20 protein-coding genes and 2 pseudogenes are annotated in these 18,422 nt (G+C 41.7%); all 22 read left to right on the forward strand.

Translation table 11 applies throughout. The features are described 5' to 3' along the window. Positions 1 to 25: 25 nt before the first annotated feature. The 22 genes and pseudogenes from JOC31_RS06680 (at position 26) to phoU (ending at position 18,344) form a co-directional block, all read left to right on the forward strand. Positions 26 to 1,306, forward strand: coding sequence for an O-acetylhomoserine aminocarboxypropyltransferase/cysteine synthase family protein (locus JOC31_RS06680; RefSeq protein ID WP_205017384.1), 1,281 nt, complete (start codon positions 26 to 28; stop codon positions 1,304 to 1,306). 778 nt (positions 1,307 to 2,084) lie between these two features. Next, positions 2,085 to 2,576: a thiol peroxidase gene (tpx, locus tag JOC31_RS06685; RefSeq protein ID WP_205017385.1), complete on the forward strand. Its 492-nt coding sequence runs from the start codon at positions 2,085 to 2,087 to the stop codon at positions 2,574 to 2,576. Positions 2,577 to 2,731: 155 nt separating this feature from the next. Next, a complete protein-coding gene (locus JOC31_RS06690; RefSeq protein ID WP_205017386.1) occupies positions 2,732 to 3,289 on the forward strand; it encodes an MptD family putative ECF transporter S component in 558 nt (185 codons plus the stop codon). Positions 3,290 to 3,383: 94 nt separating this feature from the next. Then, positions 3,384 to 4,352, forward strand: coding sequence for an aromatic acid exporter family protein (locus JOC31_RS06695; RefSeq protein WP_205017387.1), 969 nt, complete (start codon positions 3,384 to 3,386; stop codon positions 4,350 to 4,352). A 46-nt stretch (positions 4,353 to 4,398) separates the two neighbouring features. Continuing rightward, a complete protein-coding gene (locus JOC31_RS06700; RefSeq protein WP_205017388.1) occupies positions 4,399 to 4,995 on the forward strand; it encodes a restriction endonuclease subunit S in 597 nt (198 codons plus the stop codon). Positions 4,996 to 5,016: 21 nt separating this feature from the next. Then, positions 5,017 to 6,360 (forward strand): DUF2130 domain-containing protein, encoded by a 1,344-nt coding sequence (locus JOC31_RS06705; RefSeq protein ID WP_205017389.1) that lies wholly within the window; start codon positions 5,017 to 5,019, stop codon positions 6,358 to 6,360. Further along, positions 6,357 to 6,785, forward strand: a complete 429-nt coding sequence (locus tag JOC31_RS06710) for a GNAT family N-acetyltransferase (protein ID WP_205017390.1) — start codon at positions 6,357 to 6,359, stop codon at positions 6,783 to 6,785. The genes JOC31_RS06705 and JOC31_RS06710 overlap by 4 nt, the downstream gene beginning before the upstream one ends. Before the next feature lie 86 nt (positions 6,786 to 6,871). Then, entirely contained in the window at positions 6,872 to 7,102 is a 231-nt protein-coding gene (locus JOC31_RS06715) for a DUF1858 domain-containing protein (RefSeq protein ID WP_205017391.1), read from the forward strand. A gap of 1 nt (position 7,103) precedes the next feature. After that, positions 7,104 to 7,881, forward strand: a pseudogene (locus JOC31_RS10105) (DUF438 domain-containing protein); the annotation flags it as partial. A gap of 68 nt (positions 7,882 to 7,949) precedes the next feature. Further along, a pseudogene (locus JOC31_RS10110) lies at positions 7,950 to 8,471 on the forward strand (PAS domain-containing protein); the annotation flags it as partial. A 57-nt stretch (positions 8,472 to 8,528) separates the two neighbouring features. After that, positions 8,529 to 9,407, forward strand: coding sequence for a tRNA pseudouridine(55) synthase TruB (gene truB / locus JOC31_RS06725; protein ID WP_205017393.1), 879 nt, complete (start codon positions 8,529 to 8,531; stop codon positions 9,405 to 9,407). A gap of 8 nt (positions 9,408 to 9,415) precedes the next feature. Further along, complete coding sequence (locus JOC31_RS06730; protein WP_205017394.1) at positions 9,416 to 10,342, forward strand: bifunctional riboflavin kinase/FAD synthetase; 927 nt, start codon at positions 9,416 to 9,418, stop codon at positions 10,340 to 10,342. Positions 10,343 to 10,405: 63 nt separating this feature from the next. Then, entirely contained in the window at positions 10,406 to 10,819 is a 414-nt protein-coding gene (locus JOC31_RS06735) for a Spx/MgsR family RNA polymerase-binding regulatory protein (protein WP_205017395.1), read from the forward strand. Next, a complete protein-coding gene (locus JOC31_RS06740) occupies positions 10,812 to 11,093 on the forward strand; it encodes a UPF0223 family protein (RefSeq protein ID WP_205017396.1) in 282 nt (93 codons plus the stop codon). The genes JOC31_RS06735 and JOC31_RS06740 overlap by 8 nt, the downstream gene beginning before the upstream one ends. Further along, positions 11,083 to 11,841: an inositol monophosphatase family protein gene (locus JOC31_RS06745; RefSeq protein WP_205017397.1), complete on the forward strand. Its 759-nt coding sequence runs from the start codon at positions 11,083 to 11,085 to the stop codon at positions 11,839 to 11,841. The genes JOC31_RS06740 and JOC31_RS06745 overlap by 11 nt, the downstream gene beginning before the upstream one ends. 70 nt (positions 11,842 to 11,911) lie before the next feature. After that, entirely contained in the window at positions 11,912 to 13,228 is a 1,317-nt protein-coding gene (locus tag JOC31_RS06750) for an RsmF rRNA methyltransferase first C-terminal domain-containing protein (protein WP_205017398.1), read from the forward strand. Between the two features lie 135 nt (positions 13,229 to 13,363). Further along, positions 13,364 to 14,230, forward strand: a complete 867-nt coding sequence (locus JOC31_RS06755; RefSeq protein ID WP_205017399.1) for a phosphate ABC transporter substrate-binding protein PstS family protein — start codon at positions 13,364 to 13,366, stop codon at positions 14,228 to 14,230. An 8-nt stretch (positions 14,231 to 14,238) separates the two neighbouring features. Continuing rightward, entirely contained in the window at positions 14,239 to 15,156 is a 918-nt protein-coding gene (gene pstC / locus JOC31_RS06760; RefSeq protein ID WP_205017400.1) for a phosphate ABC transporter permease subunit PstC, read from the forward strand. Continuing rightward, the gene (gene pstA / locus JOC31_RS06765; RefSeq protein WP_205017401.1) at positions 15,146 to 16,030 is read left to right on the forward strand and encodes a phosphate ABC transporter permease PstA; all 885 of its coding nucleotides are present in this window, start codon (positions 15,146 to 15,148) and stop codon (positions 16,028 to 16,030) included. Before pstC ends, pstA begins: the two co-directional genes overlap by 11 nt. A gap of 13 nt (positions 16,031 to 16,043) precedes the next feature. After that, positions 16,044 to 16,847, forward strand: coding sequence for a phosphate ABC transporter ATP-binding protein PstB (gene pstB / locus JOC31_RS06770; protein WP_205017402.1), 804 nt, complete (start codon positions 16,044 to 16,046; stop codon positions 16,845 to 16,847). Positions 16,848 to 16,893: 46 nt separating this feature from the next. Beyond that, the gene (gene pstB, locus JOC31_RS06775) at positions 16,894 to 17,652 is read left to right on the forward strand and encodes a phosphate ABC transporter ATP-binding protein PstB (RefSeq protein ID WP_205017403.1); all 759 of its coding nucleotides are present in this window, start codon (positions 16,894 to 16,896) and stop codon (positions 17,650 to 17,652) included. Between the two features lie 41 nt (positions 17,653 to 17,693). Beyond that, positions 17,694 to 18,344, forward strand: a complete 651-nt coding sequence (gene phoU / locus JOC31_RS06780; protein WP_205017404.1) for a phosphate signaling complex protein PhoU — start codon at positions 17,694 to 17,696, stop codon at positions 18,342 to 18,344. Positions 18,345 to 18,422: the final 78 nt, after the last annotated feature.

Raw genomic sequence — 18,422 nt, forward strand, 5'->3', positions numbered from 1 at the left:
AGTATTAATACTTTGGAGGCAACCTATGACACGTCAATTAAAATTCGAAACGAAACAGCTACATGCAGGTCAATCAGTAGATAAGGAGACCAAATCAAGAGCGCTACCAATCTATCAAACGACATCTTATGTTTTTGATGATGCTCAGGAAGCTGAGGAACTATTCGCGCTTAGTAAGCCTGGTAATATTTACACGCGTATCACAAATCCGACCACTGCAGTCTTAGAAGAGCGCATTGCAGCTTTAGAAGGAGGAGTCGGTGCTTTGGCTACTGCTTCTGGGATGGCAGCCATTACATATGTCGCTCTGGCACTCGCACATGCAGGTGATCATATTGTCTCAGCGACTACTGTATATGGTGGGACTTTCAATCTGCTCAAGGAAACTCTGCCTCGCTATGGAATCACCACCAGTTTTGTTGATGTTGCGGATTTTGATGCCATTGAAGCAGCAATTCAGGATAATACCAAGTTTATTATCGCAGAGACCCTGGGAAATCCACTTGGAAATATTGCTGATTTAGAAGCTTTGGCAGATTTGGCCCATCGCCATCAGATACCTCTTGTCATTGATAATACATTTGGGACGCCTTACCTCATTAACGTATTTTCATTTGGAGTTGATATTGCTGTGCATTCAGCAACTAAGTTTATCGGTGGCCATGGAACCTCTATAGGAGGATTGATTGTCGATTCGGGCAACTTTGATTGGGAGGTTTCTGGTAAGTTCCCACAGTTCGTGGAACCTGATCCATCTTACCACAATATCAGTTATACCAAGGATATTGGTCCTGCGGCTTTTGTGACTGCTGTGCGCACGCAATTACTTCGAGATACAGGTGCCTGCCTATCCCCTTTTAATGCCTTCTTGCTGACTCAAGGGCTAGAAACCCTGTCTTTACGTGTTGAGCGACACGTTGAAAATGCTAAGGCGATAGCAACTTACCTAGAAAGTCACCCTAAAGTCGAGCAGGTTAACTATGCTAGCCTGCCATCAAGTCCCTACTATAACTTAGCACAGAAGTACCTTCCAAAAGGTGCTAGCTCTATTTTCTCCTTCACTGTAAAAGGAGGGTCTAAGGAAGCGAGACGTGTCATTGATAACCTTGAGATTTTCTCTAATCTAGCCAATGTAGCTGATGCCAAGTCTCTAGTGGTTCATCCAGCTACAACTACCCATGGGCAAATGAACGACCAAGACCTTACGGCGGCTGGTATCCAACCAAATCAGATTCGCCTATCCATCGGTCTCGAAAATGTAGACGACCTTATCGAAGACCTAGAAATTGCATTGAGAACCATTTAAGGAAAACTCAGCCACGTCACTATAAAAAGTTAAGGAATACTTATAGAACCCCTTTAAATATGGTATGACAGGGTTATCATAAGAAGATAATGAGTTTCTTGATGTCTTTTTGTTTTCTGATACAAGGAGCAACAAGAAATTGCTAACGAAGTCCGTTATACTCTTGAAGGTTACTTGCGTGCTATTATTGAGTAAGTGAAGATTAAAGCGATTGTGACTAACAGAACCATTTTCTGAAAAAGTTCAAGAAAATGCCACTAAAGAGCTGTAATAGACGAGAGTTGAAATCATAGCCTCCAATAGACAAGGTTTAGCTGATGAAAATGCGTTATCGAAAAGCTTGGTATTAATAATACCGAACAAATCCGTAAAGAGGTAGCTAAGGCCAAAGTACATGCGTAACAAGAAATCGCAGAGCAGCAGGCTGCTTCTGACAAGTTGGCTAGTAAAGCTCGTGTCGCAGCAGATTTGGAAATCGCTCAGAAGCAAACTGAATTGGTTAAACGAAATGCCGTTCTCAAGCAAACGACAGCACATAACCCTATCTCTGAAGTCGATAAACATGAAAGAGTTAAGTCACGTGACTTAGCTCTTTTTATATTTTTGAGTATGAGAAAAAATCCAAGGAAGTCTACTGAACCGAGAAAACAGCTCGGTTGCTTAAAAGTAAGGTGAGTGTCGAGTAGAAGGGTATAAGTTCTCTTTTCAAACAAGTTACTAGAGCATGAAATGGCTTTCTGCTACAATAAAGGTATCACAGGATTGGAGGAGGACAACTATGCCTACATTTATCGGAAAACCAGTTACCCTAGCAGGAAGTCAGCTACAAGTTGGAGATACTGCTCACGACTTCACCTTGATGGGGACAGACCTTGCGTTGACATCGCTCAGCGATTTTGAGGGTAAAAAGAAGGTCATCTCTATCGTGCCTTCTATCGATACAGGAATCTGCTCGACTCAGACACGCACCTTCAATAAGGAGTTGTCTGATTTGGAAAATACGGTTGTCATCACGGTTTCTGTTGACCTTCCCTTTGCTCAAGCTCGTTGGTGTGGGGCAGAAGGTCTTGACAATGCGATTCTGCTCTCTGACTTTTATGATAACAGTTTTGGGAAAAGTTATGGTGTCTTGATGCAAGAGTGGCACCTGCTTGCTCGTGCGGTCTTAGTCCTTGATGAAAACAACAAGGTGACCTATACTGAGTATCTCGATAACATCAATTCAGATCCAGATTATCAAGCAGCTATCGCAGCTGTAAAAGCCTTATAAGACAAAGGAGGCTAGGATGAGAGTCCTAAGCTTCTTTTATATGGTCGAACGACTTTAGATAACGTCTCTCTCTTTGATGAGTGGTCATTGACGTATTTTCAAGATGTGCTATTCATGATAAAATAAAGAGAAAATGTTTTCTAAAGGAGAGTTTTGTGATTAAATCAACGGATATTAAGACGATTACCCTCCACTGTCTCTACTACTTTCTCTGTGTGGTAGCAGCAGTCGTGATTGACCTTTTTATCATTGGTAGTCGTAACATGTATTACACCTCGGGTCTAGCAGCTTTATTTTCAGGTTTTGTTTACATGCGCCTGATTAAAAAAACGAGGGCTTTTGGAGCACTGACTTGCCTTGGCTTGATGATGTCAGTCTTTTTTCTAGCCTCTGGGCACTTTGTATGGACTTTTCTACCAAGTCTCATCTGTGGGCTCTTGGCAGACTATGTTGCTAGTCAAGGTCGCTATGGCAATGCCAATCTAAATGTGACCTCATTCATCCTCTTTTCATTTGGGAATCTATCCCCTATTATGACCATGTGGCTTGCGCCCAAGCAGTATGTTGCTCAGCTGCTGGCAGAAGGTAAGACACAAGAGTACATCGACGCTGTCATGGTGCCTTTTGATTTGGCAAATGTAGCCTTTTCGATAGGTTTTATCGTCTTGATGGCAAGCCTCGGTGCTTTTATTGGTCAAAAATATCAAGACTAATTATTAGTGAATAGAGAGTGGGACAAAAATCAGTCATTCAAAGAGAATGCGATTTTGTCGTCCCGCCTCTTTCTTTTTGCAAAAGGAGACAGTCATGTCATTATTTCAACGAACGATAAAGTTACTAGTCGCCACAGTAGGGGCGATAGCCTTATCGGATTTTTTAGGTTTATCTTATGCTAGCTCGGCAGGGATTATTGCTATTTTGAGCGTTTTAGACACACGAAAGTCTTCTCTGACCATTGCTTGGCAGCGTCTTTTGTCGGCTCTTCTCGCCTTGACCATCTCCTGTCTATTTTATTGGTTTTTTGGTTTTCATCTACTGAGCTTTGCGCTCTATTTGATCTTTTTTGTTCCCTTGAGTTATCGTTTTCAGTTACAGGTTGGGATAGCACCGATTACCGTCTTGGTCTTGCATCTTTTAGCAGAAAAAACCTTATCCCTGTCTATTGTTGGTAATGAGCTGGCGCTCTTTTTCATTGGTGCGGGTTTGGCTTTGTTTGTCAATATCTATATGCCATCTAGACAAGCCGAGGTGGACCGCTATCATCAGCTTGTTGAGGAACAGTTGAAACTGATCTTGCTAAAATTTCAGGACTTTTTAGAGCGTGGAAATGGTGAAAATGAGGCCCAGTTGATTTTGGAGTTGGAGGAGATTCTAAAAAATGCCATCAGCCTCGTCTATCTAGAACAAGGTAATCAGCTCTTTCAGTCAACCAACTACCAGATTCACTATTTTGAGATGCGTCAAAATCAAAATCGGATTTTGAAACGTATGGCAAGGAGTGTCCGTAGCCTATCGGTATCCAGTGAGGAAGCTCAGATATTGGCGGTTCTTTTCAGTGAAACAGCGTCACAACTCAGCCAACAAAATCCAGCCCTAGGACTTTTAGAGCACATTGAACAAACTTTGGACCTGTATCGCAAACGTCCTTTACCCAAAACCAGAGAAGAATTCGAATACAGAGCTCTCCTTTTTGAACTCTTGGGAGATTTGGAGGATTTTATCCAGTTAAAGGTGACCTTCTATCAGTCCTATCAAGACGGAGTGGCTAAAACTTAAAAATTGTATTATAATACTAAATGAATAAACGCAAAGGGGAGGAGATATGACACTCATTCAACAGTATGAAGCGAGTCTTATTAAACGAGCACCGCTGGGTGATTTGGTTCAAGCCTTTAAAGGCAAGGCAGTATCTAGCAAGGCGGAAAGTGGTGATATTGCCGTGATCAACTTATCTGATATTTCAGAAGAAGGAATCGCCTATCAAAACCTAAAAACTTTCTCAGAAGAGAAGCACAAAATTGCACGCTATTTGCTTGAAGATGGTGATGTCCTTGTCGCCTCCAAAGGAACTGTCAAGAAGGTAGCCGTCTTTGAGGAGCAGGATCGTTCTGTTGTAGCATCGTCGAATGTGACGATTTTGAGACCAGGTAATCAGATACGGGGTTACTATATCAAGCTTTTCTTGGATACAGACTTAGGTCAGGAGCTGTTGGACCGCGCTGATAATGGTAAAGCAGTCCTTAATCTCTCGACCAAGGATATCTTAGCTATTGAGATTCCTTTGGTGCCCTTGGTCAAGCAGGACTATCAAATTGCTTATTATCTGCGAGGTAAGACTGATTATGAGCGCAAGTTAGCCCGTGCCAAGCAGGAGTGGGAGATGACGCAAGACAAGGTCTTGCAGTCCCTTTTTAGATAATGTAGAAAAAGAGGATCGGTTATGAACGAGATAAAATGTCCACATTGTGGCACCGCCTTTACTATTAATGAATCTGACTACAGCCAACTGCTTAGTCAAGTGAGAACGAACGAATTTGATAAAGAAGTCGCAGAACGCTTACATGGACAGGCTGAGCTGATGCGTCAGGAAGCTGACAATGAACGTCAGGCGCAGCTATTTGTCAAAGAAAAAGAAATCGCTGAGCTTGAAAGCAAGCTAAAAGAAACCCAGCAACAAATGGCGTTGCAACAACAAGAAAGCCTAGCAGCTAAGGACCTAGAAATCACTCAGCTCAAGTCTCAGCTTGAAACCTTGTCAGGTCAGACTGAGCAAGAGGTAGAAAAAGCCTTGGCCATCAAGGAAACTGAAGTCCTAAGCCTAAAAGCCCAACTTGACAAGCTGACTCTAGAAAAAGATAGCGAGAAACAAACCGCCCTTACTGTGGTGGAAAAAGAACGTGATCAAGTGCGAGCGCAGCTTCAACTTCAGGAGAAGGAGTCTGAGTTGAACCTCTCAGCCATGAGACAAGATTATGAGAGCCAGCTCAAGGCAGCCAATGAACAGGTGGAATTCTATAAAAACTTCAAGGCACAGCAGTCAACGAAAGCTATCGGAGAAAGCCTTGAAATCTATGCAGAGACCGAATTTAATAAGGTTCGCCATCTGGCTTTCCCCAACGCTTACTTTGAAAAGGATAATACTCTTTCAAGCCGTGGTTCCAAAGGTGACTTCATCTATCGTGAGAAAGACGAAAACGGTATTGAAATACTATCCATCATGTTTGAGATGAAAAATGAAGCAGACGGAACGCTCAAAAAGCATAAGAATGAGGATTTCTTCAAGGAGCTAGACAAGGACAGACAAGAGAAACAGTGTGAGTATGCTGTGCTTGTCAGTATGTTAGAGAGTGACAATGACTATTACAATACTGGCATTGTCGATGTGGGTCACAAATACGACAAGATGTATGTTGTCCGCCCTCAGTTCTTTATTCAGTTGATTGGGCTCTTGAGAAATGCTGCGCTAAATGCCCTCAAGTACAAGCAAGAGTTAGCCTTGGTACGCGAGCAGAATATTGATATTACGCATTTTGAAGAGGACTTGGATGTTTTCAAGACTGCCTTTGCCAAAAATTATCAATCAGCCAGCAAGAATTTCCAAAAAGCGATTGAGGAAATCGATAAGTCCATCAAGCGCATGGAGGCGGTAAAAGCAGCACTAACAACCTCTGAAAACCAACTGCGCCTTGCTAACAACAAGCTAGAAGATGTTTCTATCAAGAAATTGACTAGAAAAAACCCTACGATGAAAGCCAAGTTTGACCACTTAAAAGGAGAGATTTGATGATAAGAGCCTTTCGTTTCAGTGATGTCTCAGACTTACTGCCACTTTATGATCAGCTTGGTTATCCTGTCGGACAAGAGGAACTGACAGAGAGACTGACTCAACTTTTTCAATCCCCAGCGTACAGCATGCTTGTGATTGAAGTGGATGGTATTGTCAGGGGATTTTTAGGCTATGCCAAGATGTATTTCTTTGAAGCATCGGGCTTTTACTATCGCATCTTAGCCTTAGTGGTTGATGAGGATTATCGCCATCAAGGTCTGGCTCGTTCATTGATGACTTTTCTTGCAGAAGAGGGGAGACGAAAGGGGGCTAAAGCTTTAGCCTTAAACAGTGGTTTTGGTGAGACGAGAGAGACAGCGCATCGATTTTACCAAAATTTCGGCTTTGCTAAGGCAAGCTATGGCTTCAGGTATGACTTATAATATCTAAACTTGACTTCTTCATTTTTCTCTGAAAAAAAGGATAAAACTTGATATAATAACAAAAAATGAGTAAAAGAGGTAATGTTATGACAAATACCATTGATTTATCACGACCAGTGGCAGATATTATCGCAGAGCATCCAGAGGTTAAGGAGATTTTGATTGAGCTCGGCTTTAAGCCGTTAGCCAATCCAGCGATGCTTAATACTATTGGAAAAATCACCAGTTTGAAATCAGGTTCTCGCTTGGCAAATGTTCCCTTGGATAAGATTCGTCAAACGCTAGAATGGCATGGCTATGACGTGATTGGAGATTAGCATGACAGAAAATCGTATTCAAATACTAAAAGAGATTTTGTTAGATTTGCACAAAGGGGCAAGTCCAGAGTCTGTTCAAGAGCGTTTTAATCAGCATTTTCAAGGAGTATCAGCCTTAGAGATTTCCTTGATGGAGCATGAGTTGATGTCTTCTGATTCGGGCGTTAGTTTCGAGGATGTGATGAGTCTTTGTAATGTCCATGCCAATCTATTTAAAGGGGCAATCGCAGAAGTCGAACTCGCCGACACAGAGCAAGAGGGACATCCAGTCTATGTCTTTAAGCAAGAAAACCTTGCCCTACGCTCAGCGATTGCTCGTGTTCGTCGTATTTTGGATAACTATAGCAAGCCTGAAAATGATGCTTACCGTCAGGATCTCCTAAAAGGGCTTAAGCATCAGTTGCGTTTGGTTGGGCAGTTTCACAATCATTACACGCGTAAGGAAAAGCTGTTTTTCCCAGTTATGGAGAGATATGGTCATGACTCACCACCCAAGGTGATGTGGGGGGTGGATGACGACATACGAGACCTCTTTAAAAAGGTTCAAAAGGCAGTTGACCAGTTGCCAGACCTTGCGATTGCAGAAGTTGTGGATCTTTTTGAACAATTCGCAAAAGAGTTTGAAGAAATGATTTTCAAAGAAGAGGCCATTTTGTTGATGATTTTGCTTGAAACCTTCACTCAAGATGATTGGATAGCTATAGCAAACGAGAGTGATCCGTATGGCTATGCCATCATTAAGCCAACAGCAAAATGGATTCCTCACCGTGAGACGTTTGGAGAGACCGAGGAGCTAGACGAAAGCCCTGCTAAAGAGCATTCGGCAGAGACTGATGCAGCGCATCTGAGTTCATCAGAGCAACAAACCAAGGTCATCGAGACTCCTGAAGGGCAGCTCACTATTACATTTACGCCTAAGCCAAAAGAAGAGCAGAACTACAATCGTCAAGCAGAGCAAGCTTTTGGGAATGGCTACTTATCTATTGAGCAAGCCAACCTCATTCTCAACCACTTGCCTTTGGAGATTACCTTTGTTAATAAAGATGATATTTTCCAATACTATAACGACAGCGTTCCAGCTTCAGAGATGATTTTTAAGCGTACACCGAGTCAAATCGGACGTCATGTAGAATTTTGCCATCCTCCCAAAGTTTTGGAAAAGGTTCGCCGAATTTTCACCTTGCTCAAGTCAGGCGAAAAAGATAAGGTTGCCATGTGGTTTAAGTCGGATCGCCTAGGCAAGTTCGTTTATGTCACCTATGCTGCAGTGAGAGATGAAGCAGGGGAGTTTCAAGGCGTACTCGAATACGTTCAAGAGATCCAAGACTTTCTCCAGCTAGATAGCGATACCAACCGTGAGATTGATTGACCGAGATGAAAGTCTCGGTTTTTTTAATATTTCAAAACTTATGGTATAATAGTCACTATGATTTCAGGAATTATTAATTTAAAAAAAGAGGCAGGAATGACTTCTCATGATGCAGTCTTCAAGCTTCGTAAAATACTAGGTGAAAAAAAGATTGGTCACGGCGGGACTTTAGACCCTGATGTCACAGGTGTCCTACCGATTGCAGTTGGAAAGTCAACACGTGTCATTGAATTTATGACTGAGGCAGGTAAGGTCTATGAGGGGCAAATTACGATTGGTTTTTCAACGACTACCGAGGACGCCTCTGGTGAGCTCATTGAGACAACTCCCGTCTCTTCGCTGACAGAAGAGATGGTTGATCAAGCGATGGCTAGCTTTGAAGGTGACATTCAGCAGATTCCTCCTATGTACTCTGCGGTTAAGGTGAATGGCCGTAAACTTTATGAGTATGCACGCGCTGGTGAGAGTGTTGAACGACCTAAGAGACAGGTCACGATTAGCTCCTTTGAGCGTACCACGCCCCTTGTTTTGGAAAATGGCAGAGCTGTTTTTGGTTTTCGCGTTGCTTGTAGCAAAGGAACTTATGTTAGGACCCTGTCAGTTGACTTGGGGCAACGTTTAGGCTACGCCAGTCATATGTCAGCCTTAGAGCGAACCGCCTCGGCAGGTTTAAATCTAGCAGATGCCTTAACCTTGGAAGAGATTGAGACGCGTTTTGCAGCAGGTGATACTAGCTTTTTACTCCCAATTGAGTACGGGGTTAGTGACCTAGTTCGAGTGGATTTGACAGAAGCCGATAAGACTGAGATTACCTATGGACGCCGCATCACGCTCCCTAATCAAGAACCTTTGTTGGCTGCTTTTTATGACAATCGTGTCGTTGCCATTTTGGAGCCTAGGGACGGGCAGTATAAACCACGGAAAGTATTGATTTAGGAGAAGGTATGCAGATAAAAACGTTTCAAAAGCCTAGCGAGTTAATCCTTGAACAAGATTGTGTGCTAGTTTTAGGTTACTTTGATGGGCTACATCGAGGCCATAAGGCCCTTTTTGAAGAGGCGAGAAAAGTGGCTGAAGATCAAAAGTTACCAATTGCCGTCATGACTTTTAATGAGTCACCTCAACTGACCTTTAGTCGCTTCTCACCAGAGCTTTTATTGCATATTGCCTATCCTGAAAAGCGGTATCAAAAATTTGAGGAGTACGGGGTTGACTCTCTCTTTTTGATGGACTTTACGAGTCAGTTTGCAAGTCTCTCATCAGATGACTTTATCAGAGATTATATTTGTCGCTTACGTGCAAAAGTTGTGGTTGTAGGATTTGATTATAAATTTGGAAATGATCAAACAGATAGCTCCTATTTAGAACAGCATTTTAACGGTCAAGTGATTACCGTGAAAGAGGTCCAAGATGAGGGGCAAAAAATCTCATCAACTCGTATTCGAGACTTACTGACATCAGGAGATGTTGCAGAAGTCAATCGTCTTCTAGGCTACTCATTTTCAACGCGTGGCATCGTGGTTCATGGTGACGCTCGTGGAAGAACGATTGGATTTCCGACAGCCAACCTTGCGACGATTGACCGAACTTACCTCCCGTCAGATGGAGTCTATGTGACGGATGTCTTGGTTGATGGAGAGCGTTACCGAGCGATGACCAGCTTGGGGAAAAACGTGACTTTTGGCGGGACGGAGTTACGCTTAGAAGCTCATATTTTTAATTTTAATCGTGATTTATATGGCCAAACCATCGAGGTTATCTGGTTAGATAAGATACGCGACATGGTTAAGTTTGAAGGGATTGATGGCCTGATAAATCAGCTATGTCTCGATAGAGAAGTTGCTCTAAAATGGGAAAAATCAGAAAAATAATAGCTATTTACAGTTATTTTTAGTATAATAGTAGTAACTAATGTTTTAAAGAGGGCAAGCGCAATGATCACCTTATTTTTATCTCCTAGTTGTACTAGTTGTCGGAAAGCGCGTGCATGGTTAACCAAGCACGAAGTAGACTATCAAGAGCATAATATTATCACAAGTCCATTAACGCCACAGGAGTTAATGTCTATACTTTCCTTCACTGAGAACGGAACGGAGGATATTATTTCAACGCGCTCTAAAGTCTTTCAAAAGTTGAATATAGATGTGGATGAGCTGTCTATCTCTGAGTTGATTGACTTGATTGCAAGCAACCCTAGTTTATTACGTCGTCCGATTATCATGGACAAAAAACGCATGCAGATCGGTTTTAACGAAGATGAGATTCGTGCCTTCTTACCGAGAGATTACCGCAAGCATGAACTAAGACAAGCGACTATTAGAGCTGAGATAGAGGGAAAAAATGACTAATACGAATTATTCTTATCCTCTTGATTTAACCTGGAGCACTGACGAAATCTCATCAGTGCTTCATTTTTTGAATCAAGTTGAAAAAGCATACGAAACAAAAGTGGATGCTCAAGTCCTTTTGGAGAGCTACACACAGTTTAAACAAATAGTGAAAAGTAAAGCACAGGAAAAGCAGATTGATCGTGAGTTTGAAGCTTCTAGTGGTTATTCTACTTATCGTGCGGTCAAGGCAGCTAAAGAAAAAGAGAAAGGATTCATCTCTCTTGGAAAGTAAATTGCGATTTGCTCAAGACCTGATTCGCGACGCTGGAAACTATATCAGACAGGGTCTGGGTAAGGATCTAGCAATTGAAGCTAAGTCACGTTTTGATGATTTGGTGACTAATTTTGATAAGGAAACACAGCAATTGATTGTGTCTCGTATTCAAGAAACCTACCCAGAAGATCAGTTGATGGCTGAGGAAAATGATTTGCGTCATCCTATCACGGACGGTAAGGTCTGGGTGATTGATCCTATTGACGGTACTGTTAATTTTATCGTCCAAAAGGAAGACTTTGCCATTATGATTGCTTACTTCGAAGATGGAGTGGGCCAGTTTGGTTTGATCTACGATGTCATGAAAGACGAACTGTATTCAGGTGGTCTAGGGTTTCCAGCAATGGTTAATGACAAGCTACTACCTGTCTTTGACAATCGTCCTTTAGAACGTAGCTTAGTTGGTTCAAACGGAAGCATGTACGCTCAAAATAAGCGAGGAATCAAAGATTTTATTGATCATAGTTTAGGGGTTCGTGTTTATGGTGGTGCAGGCATCAGTATGGCGTATGTCTTGAAAGGTCGCCTCTTGGCTTATTTTTCTCATCTTTACCCGTGGGATTATGCTGCAGCGCAGATAATAGGAGATTGTTTAGGTTACACGCTTCTGACGCTGGATTGGGAGCAACCTGATTATCAAACACGACAGATGGTAATGTTTATTCCAAAAAGCTATCAGCAAGAGCTTAAAAATTATTTAACCTAAAGGGATATGAGTGACTTACTCAGCCCTTTTCTTTTTGAAAGTAACTAAGAAAGTGTAGTATAATAAAGATATGAATTTACCTAAAGATTTTATTGACAAATACCAGACTATTCTGGGTTCTGAGGCTGATGTTTTTTTGGCGAGTTTCGATCAAGAAGCAGTGTCTGCCTATCGCACCAATCCTTTGAAAAAAGTTCAAAAAGACTTTTCTGATGCTATACCTGAGACACCTTGGGGACACTATGGCAAAGTGTCAGGAAAATCTGCGGATCATGTGACTGGTTTAGTCTATTCTCAAGAGCCAGCAGCGCAAATGGTTGCCCAGGTTGCCGCACCAACTGAAGGCATGAGAGTCCTTGATTTGGCTGCCGCACCAGGTGGTAAGACGACTCAACTATTATCCTACCTGAATAATACAGGGATCTTAGTCTCGAATGAAATTTCGAAGAAACGTAGCAAGGTTTTGGTTGAAAACGTTGAACGTTTCGGTGCTAGAAATGTCCTTGTAACTAATGAATCTTCTCAGAAGTTAGCCAAGGTTTTTTCAAACTATTTTGACCTCATAGTATTTGATGGGCCTTGTTCAGGGGAAGGAATGTTCCGAAAAGATCCCGATGCTATCCAGTACTGGCACAAGGATTATCCGACTGAGTGTGCTGATTTGCAAAAGGAAATCCTAGAAGAAGCTATGAAAATGCTGGCGCCAGGGGGGCGTCTCGTTTATTCAACCTGTACATGGGCTCCTGAGGAAAACGAAGAGGTGGTTAGCTGGCTTTTAGAAAACTTTGAGAACCTCACATTACTTCCGATTTCTAAAATCAATGGCATGCAAGAAGGAATTGGGCTGCCAGAGGTTGCCCGTATGTATCCCCATCATTTCAAAGGAGAGGGGCAGTTTGTTGCGCACCTACAAGATACTAGACCTCCAGAAAAGCTTGGTAAGATCAAGTCTCTGTCATCACGACTTCGTAAAGATCAGCAACAGCTATGGAAAGATTTCGCCGACAAGCACCTAACAGTTTCCTTGTCGGGTGTCTATCAGACATTTGGTGATGAGTTGTACCTTTTGCCAGATGGCTTACCAGACCTATCTAAGGTCAAGATTGCACGTAATGGCTTACACTTGGGAACTTTTAAGAAGAACCGATTCGAACCATCTTTTGCACTGGGTCTAGCATTAACTAGCGATGAGGTGAAGCAAGGAGTTGATTTGTCTGAGAAAGATTATTTTGCCTATACCTCAGGGAATATCGTCACCCTTGATACAGCCCTGCCGAACGGTTGGTATCAGATTCGAGTTAATGGAAATGGTCTTGGTTTTGCTAAAGTTGTTGGAAGTACTGTCAAAAATTATTACCCTAAAGGCTTACGATTTAACACGAACTAAAAGAAGAATTAAAAATGACATTAATAGGAAGATAAAAATATTTTCAACTAGGTCATAATATGTTACTATTTGATTGTGAGGGGTTTTCGCCTCATAAATCATATTTTTCAAAATGAATAGGAAAAACAAATGAAAATGAAGAAGAAACAAATGGGAGTCTTTCTTGTGCTTGCAAGCATGGCTCTCTTGACGCTTTCTGCCTGTTCTAGCTGGATTGACAAAGGTCAGTCTATTACTAGCGTAGGATCAACAGCCTTACAACCTTTGGTTGAAGCCACTGCAGATGAATTTAGTATTGAAAATTCCGGAAAGATTGTTAATGTTCAAGGTGGAGGATCAGGAACTGGCTTGTCTCAGGTGCAATCAGGTGCCGTTCAAATCGGAAACAGTGACCTCTTTGCGGAAGAAAAATCTGGTATTGATGCTAGCGCTCTTGAAGATCACCAAGTAGCAGTTGCTGGGATGGCAGTTATCCTTAATAAGAAGGTTGGTGTCACCAACCTAACAACAGAACAGCTACGTAAGATATTTACAGGAGAATACACTAACTGGAAACAAGTCGGCGGACAAAACCTAGCTATTTCGATCATTAACCGAGCTTCAAGCTCAGGATCACGTGCAACGTTTGATAGCGTGATTATGAATGGAGAGTCAGCAACTCAAAGTCAGGAACAAGATTCAAATGGTATGGTTAAGTCAATTGTTTCTCAGACGCCGGGTGCTATTTCTTACCTTTCATTTGCTTATGTCGATGACTCTGTCAAAACGATTAGTCTCAACGGCTATCAGCCAACCGCAGAAAATGTTACAACCAACAACTGGCCTCTTTGGTCTTACGAACACATGTATACCAAAGGCAAAGCAACAGGATTGACCAAAGAATTTTTAGACTATGTTTTGAGTGATACTGTTCAAAAAGGTGTTGTTGAGAGTATGGGTTATATCTCAATTCATGAGATGAAAGTAACCAAAGACGCAGATGGTACTGTGACTAAAAAATAGGAGAAGTTATGAAAAATTCAGAACTTGAAAAACAATTAACCTCCCCTTCGAAAAATTCTCGTTTAGAGAAACTAGGGAAGTATATGACATTTTTCTGTCTAGGTTTAATTGTTTTCATTGTAGCAATGATTTTGCTGTTTGTTGCTCAGAAAGGACTCTCAACTTTCTTTGTTAATGGTGTTAATCCGTTTGAGTTTCTATTTGGTTCAAAATGGGAACCTTCATCTGGAACCTTTGGAGCCCTACCAATGATTATGGGGTCTTTCATTGTGACCATTCTATCAGCTTTAATTGCGACACCGATCGCTATTGGAGCAGCTGTTTTTATGACAGAAGTGTCACCTAAATACGGTGCTAAGATTCTTCAACCAGCTATCGAATTGTTGACAGGTATTCCATCGGTTGTTTATGGTTTTATTGGTTTGCAAGTAATCGTTCCCTTCACGCGTAGTGTTTTTGGTGGAACTGGTTTTGGAATTTTGTCAGGGGTCTGCGTGCTATTTGTCATGATCTTACCGACCGTAACCTTTATGACAGTCGATAGTTTAAAAGCTGTGCCTCGTCACTATAAGGAAGCCAGTCTTGCTATGGGAGCTACTCGCTGGCAAACCATCTGGCGTGTTATTCTTAATGCAGCACGTCCAGGTATTTTTACAGCAGTTGTCTTTGGTATGGCGCGTGCCTTTGGTGAAGCCTTGGCTATTCAAATGGTAGTCGGTAACTCAGCTATTTTGCCGACATCCTTAATCGAGCCAGCCTCAACCTTGACCTCAGTGTTGACAATGGGTATCGGTAATACTGTTATGGGAACAGTTCAAAATAATGTCCTTTGGTCACTTGCTCTTGTCCTATTAGTCATGAGCTTGGCCTTCAATACCTTGATTAAATTTATTACAAGAGAGAGAAAGAGAAATTATGAACGCTAAAAAAATAGATAAGCTAGCAACAGGTATTCTTTATACCATTGCTGGAATTATTGTTGCAATCTTGGCATCTCTGTTGCTATATATTTTGGTAAAAGGTTTGCCACATATCAGTTGGAGTTTCTTGACTGGAAAATCATCTTCTTATCAGGCAGGTGGAGGGATTGGTATTCAGCTTTATAATTCCTTCTTCCTTCTCGTTATTACCCTCTGCATCTCAGTGCCATTGTCACTGGGAGCAGGTATCTACCTGTCAGAATATGCGAAAAAAGGGAGACTAACAAACTTTGTTCGTACCTGTATTGAGATTTTATCTTCCTTGCCGTCAGTTGTCGTGGGTCTCTTTGGTTACTTGATTTTCGTAGTGCAGTTCCAATATGGTTTTTCAATCATTTCTGGTGCCTTGGCGCTTACCGTTTTCAATCTTCCTCAGATGACACGTAACGTCGAAGATAGTCTTCGAAACGTTCACCATACGCAACGTGAAGCAGGTCTTGCTTTGGGGATTTCACGTTGGGAAACCGTTATTCACGTTGTTGTACCAGAAGCCCTTCCAGGTATTGTGACAGGGATTGTTCTAGCCTCAGGTCGTATTTTCGGGGAAGCAGCTGCGCTTATCTACACAGCAGGGCAGTCAGCACCATCTCTTGATTGGTCAAACTGGAATATTTTCAGCGTTACTAGCCCAATTTCAATCTTCCGTCAGGCAGAAACACTAGCTGTTCATATTTGGAAGGTTAACAGCGAAGGAACTATCCCTGATGCAATAGCTGTTTCTCAAGGAAGTGCAGCCGTCTTGCTCGTATTTATCTTGATTTTCAATCTTTCAGCTCGCTACATTGGTAAGAAGCTTCACGAAAAATTGACGTCAGCTTAAGGAGAAGTAATTAATGGTAGAATATAACTGGAATGAAAGACATATCATCACTTTTCCAGAGGAAAAATTAGCTCTTTCAACGAAAGATTTGCATGTTTATTATGGTGAGAAAGAAGCCATCAAAGGGATTGATATGCAATTTGAAAAAAATAAAATCACAGCTCTCATCGGTCCTTCAGGTTGTGGAAAATCAACATTTTTACGTAGTTTGAATCGTATGAATGATACGATTGATATCGCAAGGGTAACTGGTGAAATCCTTTTTGAAGGGATTGACGTTAACGCCCCAAATATTAACGTCTATGAGATGCGAAAACATATTGGAATGGTTTTCCAGCGTCCAAACCCTTTTGCAAAATCAATTTACAACAATATCACATTTGCCCATGAGCGTGCCGGGGTTAAAGACAAGCAAGTTTTAGATGAGATTGTAGAAACGTCTTTGAAGCAAGCTGCACTTTGGGATCAAGTCAAGGATGATCTTCATAAATCAGCTTTGACACTATCAGGTGGTCAGCAACAACGTCTTTGTATTGCCCGTGCGATTTCTGTTAAGCCAGATATTTTGTTGATGGATGAGCCAGCTTCCGCCCTTGATCCAATTGCGACCATGCAGTTGGAAGAGACCATGTTTGAGTTGAAAAAGAACTACTCAATCATTATCGTAACGCATAATATGCAACAAGCAGCTCGAGCTAGTGACTATACCGCTTTCTTCTATCTTGGTGATTTGATTGAATACGATAAAACCAAAAATATTTTCCAAAATGCTAAGCTACAATCAACAAGTGATTACGTTTCAGGGCATTTTGGCTAATCTAGCAAGAAAGGATATGATTTCGTTTTGAAATCTAAAATCTATTATGACAGAACCTATTTTACAAGTTAGAGACCTTTCTGTTTACTACAATAAAAAGAAAGCTCTGAATAATGTTTCGATGGATTTCCATCCAAATGAGATCACTGCCTTGATTGGCCCTTCTGGATCTGGAAAATCAACCTTGTTGCGTGCCATTAACCGTATGAGCGATTTAAACCCAGAAGTGACGCTAACAGGAGCTATTTCTTACAACGGACATAACATTTATAGTCCCCGTACTGATACGGTTGAATTACGTAAAGAGATTGGCATGGTTTTCCAACAGCCCAACCCCTTCCCTATGTCTATATATGAAAATGTTGTGTATGGACTGCGTATCAAGGGAATCAAGGACAAGGCAATCTTAGACCAAGCAGTAGAGGAGTCCCTACGTGGGGCTTCAATCTGGGATGAGGTCAAGGATCGCCTTCATGATTCTGCGGTTGGTTTGTCTGGTGGTCAACAACAGCGTGTCTGTGTTGCGCGTGTTTTGGCGACGAGTCCTAAAATCATTCTTTTAGACGAACCAACATCAGCTCTAGACCCAATATCAGCTGGAAAAATTGAAGATACCCTCTATGGGTTGAAAGATAAGTACACGATGCTATTAGTGACACGTTCTATGCAACAGGCATCGCGTATCTCAGACAAGACCGGTTTCTTCTTGGGAGGGGATTTGATTGAGTTTGGTGAGACTAAGCAAATGTTCCTAAATCCTAAACACAAAGAGACTGAAGATTACATCACTGGTAAGTTTGGTTAATACACTAACAGTCAATTAACAAAGAAAAAGAAAGAAAAGATATGCTACGTACAAAATTCGAAGAAGAATTAGATAAATTACATAATCAATTTTATGCCATGGGGACAGAGGTCTTATCTCAAATCAATAAGACTGTACGTGCCTTTGTCAGTCATGATCGCGACTTAGCAAAGGAAGTTATTGCAGCTGATGATTTAGTCAATGAATACGAATCCAAATTAGAGAAAAAGTCACTTGAAATCATTGCCCTACAACAACCGGTTTCCACTGACCTTCGTACGGTAATCACAGTCTTGAAAGCATCGAGCGATGTTGAACGTATGGGAGACCATGCGACGGCGATTGCTAAGGCGACTATTCGCATGAAAGGCGAAGAACGCATCGAAGCTGTCGAGCTTGAAATTAAAAAAATGGGTAAAGCTGTCAAAAATATGGTAGAAGATGCCCTAGATGCCTACCTATCAGGTGATGCTGATCGCGCGTACGAAATCGCTGCTATGGATGAAATTGTTGATAATTACTTCAAGGATATTCAAGCGATTGCAGTAGATGCGATTCGTGAACAACCTGAAGCAGCCTTTGCTGGAAAAGAGTACTTCCAAGTGTTGATGTATTTAGAGCGTATTGGTGACTATGCGCGTAACCTTTGTGAATGGGTTGTTTACTTGAATACTGGCACGACAAACGCATGAAGAAAATATCGTTTTCAGAAATTAATTTCATAAACTAGATAAACGACCTCCGGTATAATAGTAGTGGAGGTCGTTGTT

This window comes from Streptococcus saliviloxodontae, assembly GCF_016908655.1.
Classification (GTDB): Bacteria; Bacillota; Bacilli; order Lactobacillales; family Streptococcaceae; genus Streptococcus; species Streptococcus saliviloxodontae.